We start from the raw sequence: 14,757 nt of genomic DNA on the forward strand, positions 1-14,757 counted from the left end.
GCCAGCCAGCGCCATCGGCGTCGTCTCACCGCAGGCTCGAGTCAATCGCTGGCGTGGGAGGGCGCGGCGGTTCGGATGAACTCGAGCGCGAGATCATGAGTGTTCATGGCAGCGGGATCTCGTCCGCTGAGCACCCAGAAAAATGTCGGTCCGACAAGCGATGAGACAGCGCGCGACCGGGGGAGTGCCAGCACGTCATCAGGGAGAGCACGGGAGAGGACCGTTGCTGCGCTGTCGCCGATTGGGTCGCTGCTGAGAAGCAGTTCGCGCACGGCCGAGTCGTGCTGTGCTTCCCCGAGTAGTGCGCGATACGCCGCACCCGCATCTGAGTTCGTGAGAAACGTCCTGAGTGCATCGAGGTAGGCGGTGATTTCGGCGACGGGGCCATCCTGTGGAGCAATGTCGAGCTCCTGGCGCGCGTCGATAGCGCTTGCTTCCAAGAGGATTTCTGCCTTTGTGGACCACCAGCGGTAGATCGTCTGGCGCGACACCCCCGCGCGCTCGGCTATGCCTTTGAGCGTGACGGCGCCGTAGCCGACATCCACCAGCAGATCGTCGACGGCATGAAGGATCGCTGCCCGGGCCTGCTCGCTGCGCGGCCGGCCGGCTTTGCCGTGTTCGCTGACCATTGGCTCTCCTCCGCTGGACGTTTGTCTTGCTCATCGTATATTGCTAGACATCGTGCACCGTTACCTGTTACTATTTCGAGACACAATGACTCGTAATAGTCGGCGCTGCCGACACAGTACCTGCAAGGGTGAAAGGACGGTGCGCCATGCGCATTTTTGTGACAGGTTCCACGGGCTGGATCGGATCGGCGGCTGTCGCTGAACTTCTACGGTCCGGGCACGAGGTCGTTGGGCTCGCTCGTTCCGATGCGTCAGTCGCCAAGCTTGAGCGTGCCGGGGCGGAAGCTCTCACGGGCGACCTCGATGACCTGGTCTCGTTGCGCGACGGATCACGATCGTGCGACGGAGTGGTTCACCTCGCGAACAAGCACGATTGGGCTCATCCCGCTGAGAACAACCGCACCGAGCGTGCGGCGGTCGAGACGATTCTCGACGCTCTTGACGGTTCGACGAAGCCGTTCATCATCGCGAATGGCCTTTCTGGTCTCGTTGATTCGTGGCCCGCAACCGAGATGGATGCTTCGCCTGAAGTGGGCCCAGGGGCCGACCGTGGCGGCTCTGAGAACCTGGCGCTCAGCGCGACCACACGCGGCATCCGGTCAGTTGCCATGCGCTTCGCGCCGAGCGTTCACGGCCGCGGCGACTGGGGGTTCGTGAACTGGCTGGCCGCTGCGGCGCGCCGAACCGGTGTCTCGGGATACATTGGCGACGGCGGCAGCGCGTGGTCTGCCGTGCACGTCTCGGATGCGGGGCAACTCATTCGGTTGGCTCTCGAGAAGGCCCCCGCAGGGGTGCGGCTCCACGCCGTCGCCGAAGGGTCGATCTCAACGAGGGCCATCGCGCAGGCACTCGGCCGAGCAATGAACCTGCCGGTCACCTCAATTGACCCAGAGGATGCTCCTGATCATTTCGGAGTCGTCGCGCATTTCTTCGCTGAGACGATGACCGCGTCAAACGTGTTCACCCGGGAGACGCTCGGCTGGCAGCCAAGCGGCCCGACGCTCGTTGAGGACATTCTCGCTGGCGGATACTCCACTGACTGAAGCACCGCACATCTCAATCCAGGCAGTCTGCACAGTTCGTGCTCGTGCGTGGATGCTTGGTCGACGTCGGGCACTCGACATAGAGTGTCAGTCGTGCCAGAACCCGTCATTGAAGCCAGAAATCTTGTCAAGAAGTACAAGGACTTCGCCGCGGTCGACGGCATCTCGTTTGAGGTGGCGCCCGGGGAGTCCTTCGGTCTGCTCGGGCCCAACGGCGCGGGCAAGTCCACGACGATGCGCATGGTCGGCGCTGTGTCGACACGCACGGCAGGCGACCTGACCATCCTGGGGCTCGACCCCGACGAATACGGACCAGAGATCCGTTCTCAACTGGGCGTCGTCCCGCAGGCAGACAACCTCGACGAAGAACTGCGCGCTCGCGAGAATCTGCTTGTCTACGGACGCTACTTCGGGTTGCCTCGCAAACTTGTCGCCCAACGTGCAGACGAGCTCATGGCTTTCGCGCAGCTCGACGACAAGGTCAAAGCCAAAGTCGACGACCTCTCGGGCGGCATGAAGCGCCGACTCACTATCGCTCGTGCGCTCATCAACGATCCTCGCATTCTGCTTCTCGACGAGCCGACGACCGGACTGGACCCGCAGGCGAGACACGTTCTCTGGGACCGCCTCTTCCGACTCAAAGAGCAGGGCACCACGCTCGTGCTCACGACGCACTACATGGACGAGGCAGAGCAGCTGTGCGATCGCCTCGTTGTCGTGGACAACGGGCGCATCATGGCGGAGGGGTCTCCTTCTCAGCTCATCAGGCAGTATTCGTCACGCGAGGTGCTTGAGGTGCGATTTGGTTCGCAGAATAACGAGGTAGTCGCGCGCGAGCTTGACGGCGTCGGCGACCGCGCCGAGGTGCTTCCCGATCGCATCCTCATCTATTCGTCAAACGGAGAAGAAGCGTTGTCGGCCGTCACCGCACGCGGTCACAATCCGATGACCAGCCTCGTGCGCCGCTCAAGTCTCGAAGACGTCTTTCTGCGACTCACCGGGCGGAGCCTGATCGAATGAGCATCCGCGAGACCACACGCGAGGATGCTGCTCGCGCACTGTCTGCGGCGAGGGCGCCGCGCCGCTGGGGCGCCTGGTACATCGCTGAGCATCGCTTTCGCAACATGAAGGCGTATACGCAGACGGTCATCGCCACGGGCATCGGGTCTCCGCTGATGTACCTCTTCGCGATGGGTGTCGGGCTCGCGAGCCTCGTCGACGCCAACGTGGAGCAGAACGGACTCTCCGTCAGCTACCTCGTGTTCGTCGCCCCGGCCCTGCTTGCGATGGCGGCGTTTGAAGCAGCCGCAGAGGAGTTCAGTTACCCGATCATGCTCGGGTTCAAATGGAACCCCACGTTCACCGGAATGGGCGCGAGCCCAGTGACTCCGGGGCAGATCATCGACGGGCAGGTCATCGCCGTGACCGCTCGCATCGTTGTGACGACGGCGCTCTACTTCGTGTTCATGTTGCTGTTCGGCGCGGTCCCCGGCAATCTCGGCTGGATTTCGCTCTTCTCCGCAGTGCTCACAGGTCTTGCCTTCGGCACGCTGCTTATGGCCTATGTTTCGACGCTTGAAAACGACAGCGGCCAGATCGCCATGGTCATGCGCTTTCTCGTTCTGCCTCTTACCCTCTTCTCGGGCACGGTGTTTCCACTCACCCAGCTGCCGTGGTTTCTGCAGTGGATCGGCTGGCTCTCCCCGTTATGGCACGGCACGGAACTTGGCCGAGTGCTTTCGTACGGGTACGCGGAGCCGGTGTGGCTCAGCATGCTTCATATCGTCTACCTTCTGCTTCTGACGGCACTCGGGTGGATGCTTGCACGCCGCGTCGCTGCGAGGAGGCTCAACCGATGAGCGTTCAGACCGTTCCGACGCAACGCCGAGTCAATGGACCCTCCGCACTGTACGCGCGCAATGCGCGCTCGGTCATGCTGCGCGGGTGGCGGGCGACGGCGAGTACGAACTGGCTCGTCATGGTCTCAGGATTCTTCGAGCCGATCTTCTACCTGCTGTCGATGGGCATCGGCCTCGGCGCTCTCGTCGGCGATGTCGAGGGGCCAGGCGGCACCGAGATTCCGTATGCGGCGTTTATCGCCCCCGCGCTGCTCGCCGTCGCGGCTATGAACGGTGCCGTCTACGACTCCACGTGGAATGTGTTCTTCAAGATCAAGTTCTCGAAGATCTATGAGGGGATGCTGTCGACGTCGCTCGGCCCGTTCGACATCGCCCTCGGCGAGATCTCTCTCGCGCTCATTCGCGGCGCGTTGTATGCGTTTGGTTTTATGGTCGTGATGCAGGTGCTCGGGCTCAACCTGTCGTGGTGGGCATTGCTCGCCTTCCCTGCCGTGCTGCTCATCGCGAGTGGCTTTGCGAGCTTCGGCATGGCGGTAACCAGCTACATGAAGACCTTTCAGCACATGGACTGGATCAACTTCATACTCATGCCCATGTTTTTGTTCTCTGCCACGTTCTTCCCGCTGAGCGTGTACCCGCAGAGCGTCCAATACGTCATACAGGTGCTGCCGCTGTGGCATGGCGTCGAACTCGTGCGCGGTCTCACGACCGGTGCTGTCGAACTCGGGATGCTGTGGCACGTGCTCTATTTCGCCGTGATGTCGCTCGTCGGCATCGTGTTCACGACTCGGAGGCTCCGCGCGCTGTTCCTCGACTGAGCCTTTTTCTGCGATTGCTGCAGGGAGGTGGCTGACGCGGGCGCGATCAATGCTCTTATCGATATCGAGCGGGGAGTACTTTGTTCGTACCGGCACGTCATCGTGGGGTTTGCGGAGCGCAGACGCAGTCCACCTGGCGACAGCGAGTCGCATAATACGCGGGTACTGGCCGTCGACTCACTCGGGGGCGCCCGTGATTAGTCGTCCGGTTCGCTCAATGCTTCGATGCAGAGACTCAGCGCATCATGCAGTGCCTTCGCCTGCTCATGGTCGAGCAGACTGACCGTGCGCCTTTCGATCTGCTGGACTTTCTCGTCGGCGAGGTCGAGGAGCTGCTGGCCCGACACGGTGAGCTGCGTCGGAAGGGCTCGTCCCGCCACTGCCTGTTCGGCGCGCTCGATGAGTCCTCGACGCTGGAGTCCATGAAGAAGAGTGTTCATCGTCTGTCGCGTGACGAAGGCTCCACGGGCGAGATCGGAGTTGGATGCTCCGGGCTGCCGGCTGAGTAGCTCTAAGCAGATGTACTGGGGAGTCGACAGGCCGAGCCCGCGAAGCGTCTCATCCATGCGGGATCGCAACACCGACTGCGCTTCCTTGAGTCGATAGCCCACCAGTGCTCCGAGATCATCCTCTTGCAACATGTAAGCATTCTGACATACACTGTATGTCAGCATCCTGACATCAATGTTAACGGAGGAATATCATGACGGTGACTGGACCCAGCTTTCTTGCCCTGCAGGTGCGTGACACTGAGCGCGCGGCTGATTTCTACGAGACGCAGCTTGGTCTGCGACGCGCTCCGCAGGCCCCGCCTGGGGCCGTCGTCTTCATGACGGAGCCGATTGCGTTCGCGGTGCGCGAGCCCCTGCCGGGAGTCGATCTCGACTCGACTCCGCGGCCCGGGCTCGGCGTTGCACTGTGGATGAGCAGCGACGCGGTGCAGCAGCTGCATGACGGACTTGCCTCGCGGGGAACGCCGATTCTGCGCGCGCCCGAGCAGGGCCCCTTCGGGCTCAACTTCACGTTCGCCGACCCCGATGGGTATGCGGTGACCGTTCACGAACAGGCTCCTGCCCGCTGACCCGTCAGCTGCCGGCGACCGCGTGCGCCGTTGTCCGACGGGCCGCGTGGGAAAGGGGCACGAGGTTTCCGCGGCGGTGTGCAAGCACGAGCATGGGGATGGAAAGCAGAACGCTCACGGCAACCGGAACGATGGATGCCTCGAGCCCGAACGCTCCTCCCGTGAGCAGCGGCGATCCATGAGCGGTGACGGTGAAGAGGCCAGAGTACGCGTGGCCGGAGACGGGGATGCCGAGCAGACCCTCAGTCGTGTTCCAGGCGAAGTGCAGGCCGATCGCGAACCAGAGGCTGCGACGCCAGAGGAACGCAGAGCCAAGCAGCACACCCGCTTCGAGCGTGATGGCACAGGCACTCCACACCGTGGCGCCCGGGTTTGCCAGGTGCAGCAGCCCGAAGAGCAGCGATGTCGCGGCGAGGGCCACCCAGCTTCCGCCCAGCTTCTCGAGGGCCTGCAACGCCAGGCCGCGAAAGATGAGCTCTTCGATGACCGCGGCTCCGACATTGACGGCAACCACTGTCGTGATCACCGACAGGATGTCCCCCGACGCCCATTCGAACGTGTACCCGCCGAGCAGCGAGATCGTCGCGACGGTGAGAGCAACGAAGACGAGTCCGACTTCGATCCCGTACAGCGTCTCAAAGAGGGAGCGACGTCGAGTGAGCTCTGGCGTCGGGCGCCCCGCCATTGCGTGCATGACAAGTCGGTACAGCAGCAGACCAATCAGACTGCCGAGCAGTGGCAGCACGACGGTGCCGAATGGGCCGATAACGGGGGAAGGGGACGTGATGAGTGCATAGGCACCGCCAATGGCGATCGCGCCAGCTGCAAGCCAGATTATGGGGTGTTCAATGATGCGGCGAATCACTGCGGATAATGTCATGATCTGCTTTCAACGTGAGGATGCAGACGCTGGCGCGTCGTGCACCTTCACGCTACGGATCGCCGCGCCCGCGCGCGTCGCACCGGGGAGCCAACCTGTTCTCATACCGTGGGTTGATCCGGCTGGCTGGGAACGCTACTTCTCCATGTCGACGTCTTTCGTCTCTTTGCCGATCAGCAGGGCCACGAGTGTGATCAACGCCATCGCGGAGAGGTAAACGCCCACCCAGAACGGGCTTCCGCCGCCGGCGCTCCACAGGGCGACGGCGATGAACGGCGCAACCGCGGCTCCGAGAATCGACGAGACGTTGTACGAGACTCCAGAGCCTGTGTACCGCACATTGGTGGGGAACAGTTCGGGAAGCAGGGCGCCCATCGGGCCAAACGTCATGCCCATGAGCGAGAATCCGATGATCAGCAGAGCCATCACTCCGACAATGCCGCCGTCGAGCAGAGGAACGAACAGCAGACCGAAGACGACGATCGCGAGGGTCACCCACGTGAGGGTGCGTCGACGACCCCACTTGTCTGCCCAGGGGCCAGAGAGCAGGGTGAAGATGCCGAAGAACACGACGCCGATGATCGACATCAGGATGAACTGGGTTCGCTCATAGCCGAGTCCCGCCATTGCGGCATCCGTCGGTGTTGTCCCGTAGCTCAGAACGAACGTCGTCATCAGGTAGAAGAGCACGTAGGTGGCGAGCATAAAGAAGGTGCCGAGAATGAGCTCGCGCCAGTTGTTGCGCAACACGGTGCCGAGCGGCATCTTGCGCACGGTGCCTGCGGCGACCGTCGCTGCGAACGCCGTTGACTCCACGAGCCTCAGCCGAACGATTACTCCGACGATCACCATGAAGATGGAGAACCAGAAAGGAACGCGCCAGCCCCACGCGAGGAACTGCTCGTTGACCGTGCCATTTGCTGGTTGAAGCACCGAGATGATGATGAAGATGCCGTTTGCAATGATGTAACCGAGGGGCGCACCGAGCTGCGGGAAGGTGCCGTACCAGGCGCGCTTGCCCTTCGGTGCGTTTTCTGTGGCGACGAGCGCTGCGCCAGACCACTCGCCACCGAGCGCAAAGCCCTGAGCGAGTCGGAAGATTACGAGAAACAGCGGTGCCCACCAGCCGACCTGGTGGTATGTCGGTAGAAACCCGATGAGGAAGGTAGCGACGCCCATCGTCAGAAGCGAGGCGACGAGCGTGGCCTTGCGTCCCTTGCGATCACCCAGGTGTCCATAGAAGACAGCGCCGAGTGGGCGGGCAACCATGGCCGCGCCGAAGACCGCGAACGATGAGAGCAGCGCCACGGTCGGGTCGCCCTCGGGAAAGAAGAGGTGAGGAAAGACGAGCACCGCCGCTGTGGCATAGACGTAGAAATCATAAAACTCGATCGTCGTGCCGATCATGCTCGCGAAAATCACGCGTGAGCGCGGATTCGCGGGTGTCGGCACTTCTGCCGTTGCGTTGGGTGTCGAGATTGGTGCCTTGGACATGAGCCTTCGTTTGCGTGAGATACCGGGTGTCGCTGACCGGATCACGCGGGGTATGCGCGGTCGTGTCGCGGCATTGACGAGGCCTGCTTGTGGCGGGACGTGATTACTTTACGCCTGCTGTGAAAACGCTGCCAAACTTTTCGGATCTTCCACCCTCGCTGTTGCCCAGAACGCAACGCATATGGGCGGAACCCATCGAAAGGTTGATGCCCCGGATGCACGATCAGCATTAACCTGAAGGCATGGAAACTTTGTTCGCAGTGCTTCACGTCGTCGCGGCGGTCTTCATCGTCGGCCCCATGGCGATCATTCCGATGACGGCGATGCGCGCCGTGCGCGCAGGCAACGGCAGTCAGGTTGCCGTGCTCGCGAAATCCACGATGATCTTCAGCTGGCTTTCGCTGCTCGTCGTGATCTTCGGCTTCGGTGTCATGGGTATGTCCGAGTACGACATTTCACTGACGACGCCGTGGATTCTCTGGTCGTTGATTCTCTGGGTCGTGGCGACGGTGATCAATCTTGCTCTTGTGGTTCCCACCATGAACAAGGCTGCGAAGACGCTCGCCGACGGCCCGACTGACGACCGCGCCGGCTACCCGGCGATCGCCGCAGGGAGCGGCTTGGCCACCATCATGCTTATCGCCGTCGTTGTGCTCATGGTCTGGAAGCCATAGTCGCTGCTGACGACGAAGCGCCCGGGAACTGCCCGGGCGCTTCGTGCGTGTGCGCTGGCGTCAGCCTCGCACTGCGGCGAGGGCGCGTACTGTTGCGATAGCAGCTTCGGCAGCTTCGCGGCCCTTGTCTTCCTTCGAGCCGGGCAGTCCCGAACGATCGATGCCCTGCTGCTCGTCGTCTAGGGTGAGCACACCGAAACCCACTGGTTTGCCCGTGTCGATGGTGACCTGTGTGAGACCCGAGGTGGCGGCGTCCGATACGTACTCGAAGTGCGGTGTGCCACCGCGGATGATCACGCCGAGGGCGACAACGGCGTCCGCGCCGGCCTTCAGCGCTGCACGCGAGACGACGGGAAGCTCGAAGCTGCCGGGCACCCGCACGAGTGTGTGGTTGGCGCCGGCCTCGTCGAGAGTGCGCACGGCACTGTCGACGAGTGCGTTCGTGATGGTTTCGTGCCAGCTGGCCGCGACGATCACGATGTCGAGACCCGTGCCGTCGACGTTCAGTGTGGGGGAGCCTGTTCCGCTCATTTCTCTCCTTGGGTAGATGCCAGTTTTGTCGTTTCGGTTGCGAGCGGCTGCTCGAGTTGGTGCCCCATACGGTCACGCTTGGTGGCCAGGTACTGAGAATTGAACGGTCCAACCCCGACAACGAGCGGCACGCGCTCGGCGACCGTGATGCCGTGTGCCTCGAGCTGCTGCACCTTTGTCGGGTTGTTCGTCAGCACGCGCACGGTGTCGAGCCCGAGGTCGGTGAGAATGGCGGATGCCGCAGTGTAATCGCGGGCATCGGCCGGCAGCCCGAGGGCGAGGTTGGCGTCGAGCGTATCGAGCCCGTCTTCTTGTAGCTTGTAGGCCCGGAGTTTGTTCACGAGGCCGATGCCGCGGCCCTCGTGACCGCGCAGATAGATCACCACTCCGCCGTGGCGCTGCACGGTGTCGAGTGCGGCGTCGAGCTGCGGGCCACACTCGCACTTGAGCGAGCCAAATGCTTCACCGGTGAGGCACTCCGAGTGCACGCGCACGAGCGATCCGCTTTCGAGTTCACCCGAGATCACGGCGACGTGATCGGCGCCCGTTGCCCTGTCGCGGTACGCCCGCACACGGAAGGTGCCGTGCGTCGTGGGGATTGTCGTTTCGACCTCGAAGATCACTTCGGATGACTCCGGCACAGCCGACTCGGCCGTGCAGACTCGCGCGGCATCCGGTGTTGATTCGATGTACCGGATGAGCTCGGCAATCGTGATAACCGGCACGTCTGCCTGCACACCCAACTCGATGAGCCCCGGAAGCCGCATCATCTCACCGTCGTCGTGCACCACCTCGCAGATCGCTCCGACGGGAGGGAGCCCCGCGAGTTTCATCAGATCGACCGCTGCCTCGGTGTGCCCGTCGCGCTCGCGTACGCCTCCGTCGCGCGCGCGCAAGGGGAGAACGTGGCCTGGGCGGATGAGGCTCGCCGGTGTTGAGTCTGGAGAGCCGAGCGTGCGCAGAGTGTGTGAGCGGTCGGCGGCGCTGATGCCTGTCGAAATGCGGTCGGCAGCGTCGACGGAGATCGTGTACGCCGTTCCGCGAGGATCTTCGCTGTCGGGCACCATGAGGGGAAGATTCAGCGTGTCGGCGATCTCGTTGGTCATGGGCGCGCAGATGTACCCGCTGGTGTGCCGGATCGTCCACGCGAGCCATTCCTGTGTGGCGAGCGCGGCTGACATGATCACGTCACCCTCGTTCTCGCGAGATTCGTCGTCGGCGACTAGCACGGGCTTGCCCTGACGCAGTGCGTCGAGGGCCTCGGGGATAGAGGCGAGGCTCATCGGTTGCTCCCTTCTGCGGCGTCACGCGCCAGCATCCGTTCGACGTGTCGTGCAATGATGTCGGTTTCGATGTTCACGTGGTCGCCAACACTCAGCTTTCCCAGCGTCGTTGCCGTGAGCGTCTCGGGAATGAGTGATACCTCGAACCACTGCTCGGCACGTTCAGCTGCAGAAACGGCGCTCACGGTGAGCGATGTGCCATCGATGGCGATGGAGCCCTTGTCGACGACCAGCCGGGCGAGCTCAGCGGGCAGTGAGAACCGCAGCACGCGCCAGTCGCCATCGTCACGGGTGCTCTCGAGGCGAGATGTGCCGTCGATGTGCCCCTGCACGATGTGACCGCCGAGGCGATCGCCGACGTGGGCGGCGCGCTCGAGGTTGACGCTCCGGCCGACGTCCACTGTCGCGAGCGTCGACATGGCCAGCGTCTGGCCCATCACGTCTGCGGTGAATCCGTCATCCGATTGCTCGACGACGGTCAGACACACCCCTGAGACAGAGATGGAGTCTCCGTGGTTCGCATCAGAGACGGCGAGCGGACCGCGAACGCTGAGGCGCAGCGATGATCCGCTGCGCGCGACTGCCGTGACGGTGCCGATCTCTTCGATGATTCCGGTGAACATTGATTACTGTCCCTTCGGTGTCAGAGTGATCCTGACGTCGTCGCCCAGTCGGGCGACGTCGGTGATGGCGAGGCGAAGCGCACCGTCGATGGTGTCAACGCCGAGGTCAGTGAGTGCGACACGGTCGCCGCCGAGCAGGGTCGGTGCGAGGTAGGCGACGAAGCTGTCGACGAGACCGGCCCGCACGAACGCCGACGCGAGGGTCGGCCCGCCCTCGATAAAGAGCGACCGGATGCCGCTTTCGCGCAATTGCCGAAGAACGGCTGCGAGGTCGTGTCCGTCAACGTGCTGAAAGGGGCGTGGATGCTGCCGAAGCTTCGCACCTTCGGGGATCGAACGTGCCCCGAACACAACGGGAACGGGCTGATCGGGAAGGAGCGATCCATCGCTGGCGCGCGCGGTGAGCGACGGGTTGTCGGCGAGAACTGTTCCGCTGCCGACGGCAATGGCGTCATGCTGACTGCGCAGCAGATGCGTGTCGTTGCGTGACTCCGCTCCCGTGATCCACTGACTCGAACCGTCGGATGCCGCGGCGCGGCCATCGAGCGATGACGCCCATTTGAGCGTGACGAGCGGGCGTCCCAGCTTCGCTGTCGTCATCCAATCGCCGAGAAAGGCGTCGACGTCTGCGGCGAGGACTCCGGCCTCCACATCGACGCCCGCTGCGCGAAGCCGTGCGCCCCCTCCACTGGAGTCCGCGCCCGGGTCGGCCACGGCGTAGACGACGCGCGCAATTCCCGCGCCGAGCAGCGCGTCGACGCACGGGCCCGTGCGCCCCGTGTGATTGCACGGCTCGAGAGTGACGATCGCCGTTGCCCCGCGCACGGCATCCGCACCCGCCGCTGCCAGGGCGGCGATCTCGGCGTGCGCTGTTCCTGCACCCCTGTGCCATCCCTCGCCGAGGATCGTTCCATCGGGCGCGGCGATGACGCAACCGACGCGTGGGTTGATGCCGCGCTCGGGGCCGTTTGCCGCGAGTTCGAGAGCGCGGAGCATGAGCTGCTGCTCGCGTTGCGATGCCACCGGTGCTCCCTCTTGTCGAGGCTCCGGGGGTTCGCAAGGCTGCGATGGCGACGCCCAGAGGCGTCGCCACGTGCTTCCTCCCTTCCGGACTCGAATCGCCATATGGCGATCCATAACCGTCGGTGCCGGAATTTCACCGGCTCAACCTCCCGCAGGAGGGTCGCGGACTTTCACCGCCGGTTCGGACTCTCACCGACCCCGGAGCACGTTACGTATAACACCATGCTACGTCACGGGTATTCCCGACGCGGGCGTGTGTCTTTTCATGACGCCTACGCGCCGCTCCATCGCGGCGCTCTCTTCTCGAGGTAAGCGGAGAACCCTTCAGTGGCGTCAGCTGTTGCGAGGATCGTGTCGCGGAGAGCATTGCTTCGTTCCCAGGCATCCGTCTCGTTCAGAGAACGTCCGTCATCGTCGAGATTGCGCAGAAGCCGCTTTGTGTAGCGCACGCCGAGCGGCGAGCCCTGCGCGATAAGCTCGGCGACGCGATGAGCTTCGGCGAGGCACCGACCTGGTTCCGAGAGCGAACTTACGAGTCCGAATCGGTGTGCATCGACAGCCTGGATGGCATCTCCTGTCAGCAGCGTGTGCGCGGCTAGGACCTCTGGAACGCGCCGCGCGAGTCTGTGGACACCCCCAGCACCCGGGAAGATTCCCACTCGCACTTCGGGAAAGGCAAAACGCGCTCCCGGATCGGCGATGACAATGTCAGCAGCGAGAGCAATCTCGAACCCGCCTCCGAACGCCATCCCGCCCACCGCGGCAATGATCGGCTTAGAAATAGTCCGTTCGATACACCCCGCGAGTCCGTAGCTCCCGTACGGGGGGTCGGGGAGTACCGACTCATCGTTCTTGAGCGCAGCGATATCGGCACCTGCGCTGAAGAATCGGTCGCCGGCTCCCGTGATCACGACGACGGCGACGTCGGGGTCTGCATCGGCGTCGTCGATTGTGCGCGCGATGAGCGTGCTGACCTCACTGTTTATCGCGTTTCCTGCCCGCGGCCGGTTGATGGTCAGCGTGAGGGTGGAGCCGTTGTGCGCGACCTGAACTGCGGACTCGGGATCGACTGCTGAGTTGTCCATCATCGTTGGTTTCGAGAGCCTGATCTGCCAACGAGACTGTGCAGCTTGTGCTTCTGAATCTTGTTCGTCTGCGTGACGGGCATCGAATCGATGATCCTGATCTCGCTGGGGTGCATGTGCCGAGCGAGTGACGTCCGCATATACGTCATGAGCTCGGATGCACTGAGCTCTGACGTGTGAATGAGCTCGAGGAACAACACGATGTCGTCTTCCTCTCCCTGCGAACTCGGTATTCCGATGGCGGCCGCTTTCACGATCTCCGGGTGAACAAGAGCTCTCTGCTCGATGTCGAATGCAGAGATGTTCTCGCCCTTCACCCTGATTCGGTCTCCGATGCGCCCGCGAAAATAGAGGATGCCGTTTTCATCGCGTGTGGCCGTGTCTCCCGTGTGGAACCAGAGGTCGCGGAAGGCGTGAAGGCTGTAATCGGACTTGCCCAGATAAAGGGAGAATATTGCCGAAGCGATTCGCGGGCGAACGACAAGTTCACCCGTTGTGTTGTCGGCACACGGCCGCCCGTAAGCATCGTGAATCTCGATCTCAAGAAAGGGCGACGGCCAGCCCATGAAGCCGCGTTCGATGGGTCGGTCTCCACGAACAATGAGAGCGCCATCCTCCTTCGCACGCGAGCGCATGAGTTCCCGTGACAACCCGCGTTTCGCGTGCTCTGGCGTTCCGCCATCGTCATCGGGGAACTGATCGACGAGGCCGTAGATCGCTGATCCGCTCTCGGTCTGCCCGAAGCCGGCGGTGACGAAATCGATGCCGAATCGGGTGGCGAAATCATGGTGCGTCGCGGGGAGCGGCTGCATGTGAACGTGCCGCAGCGTGTTCTCGGCGGCCGCTGGGGACTCCGGCTGCTGCATCAGCCACGGGATCATCACATCGAGAAGCAGCGACGATGTCGCTCCAGCCTCGGCGATGCGTTCCCAGTACTGCGACGCGCTGAAGCGTTCCCATAGGGAGATGGATGCTCCGACCCACAGTGCTCTCACCACGTTGAAGAACGCCGCGCCGACGTGGTACATCGGCAGGTCGACGTGAATGACATCGTCTTCGTTCACCCAGCGCCTGTACTGCCAGGTGTACTGATTGACCCACCGGTGACTCAGCACAACGCCTTTAGCGGGCCCGGTGGTGCCCGACGTGTAGATGACCGATGCCGGGTCGTTGAACATGATCGTGCCATCGGGGCGGGTTCCCGCCCTCGTGAGGTCCGCGAGCGATTCGCCCCCGCTTTCCGCCCGACCGGGATCAAACGAGTCGATAACGACAGTGAGGTGTTCGATGATCGTGAGCCGCACCTCGTCGACGCGCTCAGCGGCTCGCGGAGACGCGATGACGATGCGTGCACCGCAGTCGTTCAGGTGGTACGTCAGAAACTCGCCGCTGTACTCCGGGTTGATCGGAGCGAAGACCGCACCAGCTTTCCAGACTCCATACATAGAGATCACTGACGTGAGTGGTGTTTCGCTGATGATCGCGACACGGTCGCCAGCGTTTACACCCCGCTCGCGCAAGGATGCCGCGAGCGCATCCGTTCGTCGGCCGATCTCGGAGTAGGTGAACGTTTCCCCGGTCTCGCCCACCGTCACTGCCACTTTGTCTCCGTTGCCGGCTACCTGGGCGTCGAGGGCCTCGACTGCGTTGGAGATGTCAGCGCTGACGAGCGACTCCAGCGTCTGTGCAGATCTCGCGATTGTCATGATCCGTTCCCTTTCCGAGTCGTGGGGC

The 14,757-nt window shown here is 63.0% G+C and carries 16 protein-coding genes and 1 riboswitch; of the genes, 6 read left to right on the plus strand and 10 right to left on the minus strand.

Annotated features, from left to right (window positions below; translation table 11 throughout):
- Positions 1-41: 41 nt before the first annotated feature.
- A complete protein-coding gene (locus tag HCR76_RS04260; protein WP_166988518.1) occupies positions 42-629 on the minus strand; it encodes a TetR/AcrR family transcriptional regulator in 588 nt (195 codons plus the stop codon).
- 146 nt (positions 630-775) lie between these two features.
- Between HCR76_RS04260 and HCR76_RS04265 the strand changes: the two genes are divergently transcribed.
- The 4 genes from HCR76_RS04265 to HCR76_RS04280 all read left to right on the plus strand — a co-directional run bounded on the left by HCR76_RS04265 (position 776) and on the right by HCR76_RS04280 (position 4,349).
- Positions 776-1,672, plus strand: a complete 897-nt coding sequence (locus tag HCR76_RS04265; protein WP_166988520.1) for an SDR family oxidoreductase — start codon at positions 776-778, stop codon at positions 1,670-1,672.
- A gap of 93 nt (positions 1,673-1,765) precedes the next feature.
- A complete protein-coding gene (locus tag HCR76_RS04270; protein WP_166988522.1) occupies positions 1,766-2,692 on the plus strand; it encodes an ABC transporter ATP-binding protein in 927 nt (308 codons plus the stop codon).
- Positions 2,689-3,531: an ABC transporter permease gene (locus tag HCR76_RS04275; RefSeq protein ID WP_166988524.1), complete on the plus strand. Its 843-nt coding sequence runs from the start codon at positions 2,689-2,691 to the stop codon at positions 3,529-3,531. Before HCR76_RS04270 ends, HCR76_RS04275 begins: the two co-directional genes overlap by 4 nt.
- Complete coding sequence (locus tag HCR76_RS04280; protein WP_166988527.1) at positions 3,528-4,349, plus strand: ABC transporter permease; 822 nt, start codon at positions 3,528-3,530, stop codon at positions 4,347-4,349. The genes HCR76_RS04275 and HCR76_RS04280 overlap by 4 nt, the downstream gene beginning before the upstream one ends.
- A 197-nt stretch (positions 4,350-4,546) precedes the next feature.
- Here HCR76_RS04280 and HCR76_RS04285 read toward each other — a convergent pair whose 3' ends face one another.
- Positions 4,547-4,990: a MarR family winged helix-turn-helix transcriptional regulator gene (locus HCR76_RS04285; RefSeq protein WP_244971482.1), complete on the minus strand. Its 444-nt coding sequence runs from the start codon at positions 4,988-4,990 to the stop codon at positions 4,547-4,549.
- A gap of 62 nt (positions 4,991-5,052) precedes the next feature.
- Here HCR76_RS04285 and HCR76_RS04290 point away from each other — a divergent pair, with 62 nt between their 5' ends.
- The gene (locus HCR76_RS04290; protein ID WP_166988531.1) at positions 5,053-5,430 is read left to right on the plus strand and encodes a VOC family protein; all 378 of its coding nucleotides are present in this window, start codon (positions 5,053-5,055) and stop codon (positions 5,428-5,430) included.
- A gap of 4 nt (positions 5,431-5,434) precedes the next feature.
- Here the strand turns inward: HCR76_RS04290 and HCR76_RS04295 are convergent, their stop codons facing one another.
- Together HCR76_RS04295 and HCR76_RS04300 are read right to left on the minus strand one after the other, a co-directional pair.
- On the minus strand, positions 5,435-6,310 hold the full coding sequence (locus HCR76_RS04295; protein ID WP_166988533.1) for a CPBP family intramembrane glutamic endopeptidase: 876 nt from the start codon (positions 6,308-6,310) through the stop codon (positions 5,435-5,437).
- A gap of 135 nt (positions 6,311-6,445) precedes the next feature.
- On the minus strand, positions 6,446-7,804 hold the full coding sequence (locus HCR76_RS04300) for an MFS transporter (protein ID WP_166988535.1): 1,359 nt from the start codon (positions 7,802-7,804) through the stop codon (positions 6,446-6,448).
- 242 nt (positions 7,805-8,046) lie between these two features.
- Here HCR76_RS04300 and HCR76_RS04305 point away from each other — a divergent pair, with 242 nt between their 5' ends.
- Complete coding sequence (locus HCR76_RS04305; protein WP_166988537.1) at positions 8,047-8,478, plus strand: DUF2269 family protein; 432 nt, start codon at positions 8,047-8,049, stop codon at positions 8,476-8,478.
- 60 nt (positions 8,479-8,538) lie between these two features.
- Here HCR76_RS04305 and ribH read toward each other — a convergent pair whose 3' ends face one another.
- The 6 genes from ribH to HCR76_RS04335 all read right to left on the minus strand — a co-directional run bounded on the left by ribH (position 8,539) and on the right by HCR76_RS04335 (position 14,729).
- Positions 8,539-9,009 carry a 6,7-dimethyl-8-ribityllumazine synthase gene (gene ribH / locus HCR76_RS04310; protein WP_166988539.1) on the minus strand — a complete coding sequence of 157 codons (471 nt, stop codon included), beginning with the start codon at positions 9,007-9,009 and terminating at the stop codon, positions 8,539-8,541.
- Positions 9,006-10,292, minus strand: a complete 1,287-nt coding sequence (gene ribA / locus HCR76_RS04315; RefSeq protein WP_166988541.1) for a GTP cyclohydrolase II — start codon at positions 10,290-10,292, stop codon at positions 9,006-9,008. Before ribA ends, ribH begins: the two co-directional genes overlap by 4 nt.
- A complete protein-coding gene (locus HCR76_RS04320) occupies positions 10,289-10,915 on the minus strand; it encodes a riboflavin synthase (protein WP_166988543.1) in 627 nt (208 codons plus the stop codon). The genes ribA and HCR76_RS04320 overlap by 4 nt, the downstream gene beginning before the upstream one ends.
- A gap of 3 nt (positions 10,916-10,918) precedes the next feature.
- A complete protein-coding gene (gene ribD, locus HCR76_RS04325; protein WP_268920960.1) occupies positions 10,919-11,938 on the minus strand; it encodes a bifunctional diaminohydroxyphosphoribosylaminopyrimidine deaminase/5-amino-6-(5-phosphoribosylamino)uracil reductase RibD in 1,020 nt (339 codons plus the stop codon).
- A gap of 66 nt (positions 11,939-12,004) precedes the next feature.
- Positions 12,005-12,149: riboswitch (FMN riboswitch) on the minus strand.
- 61 nt (positions 12,150-12,210) lie between these two features.
- Positions 12,211-13,026 carry an enoyl-CoA hydratase-related protein gene (locus HCR76_RS04330; RefSeq protein ID WP_166988545.1) on the minus strand — a complete coding sequence of 272 codons (816 nt, stop codon included), beginning with the start codon at positions 13,024-13,026 and terminating at the stop codon, positions 12,211-12,213.
- Entirely contained in the window at positions 13,023-14,729 is a 1,707-nt protein-coding gene (locus HCR76_RS04335; protein ID WP_166988547.1) for an AMP-binding protein, read from the minus strand. Before HCR76_RS04335 ends, HCR76_RS04330 begins: the two co-directional genes overlap by 4 nt.
- Positions 14,730-14,757 lie beyond the last annotated feature (28 nt).

The sequence above is a fragment of the Paramicrobacterium chengjingii genome (assembly GCF_011751765.2).
GTDB lineage: Bacteria > Actinomycetota > Actinomycetes > Actinomycetales > Microbacteriaceae > Paramicrobacterium > Paramicrobacterium chengjingii.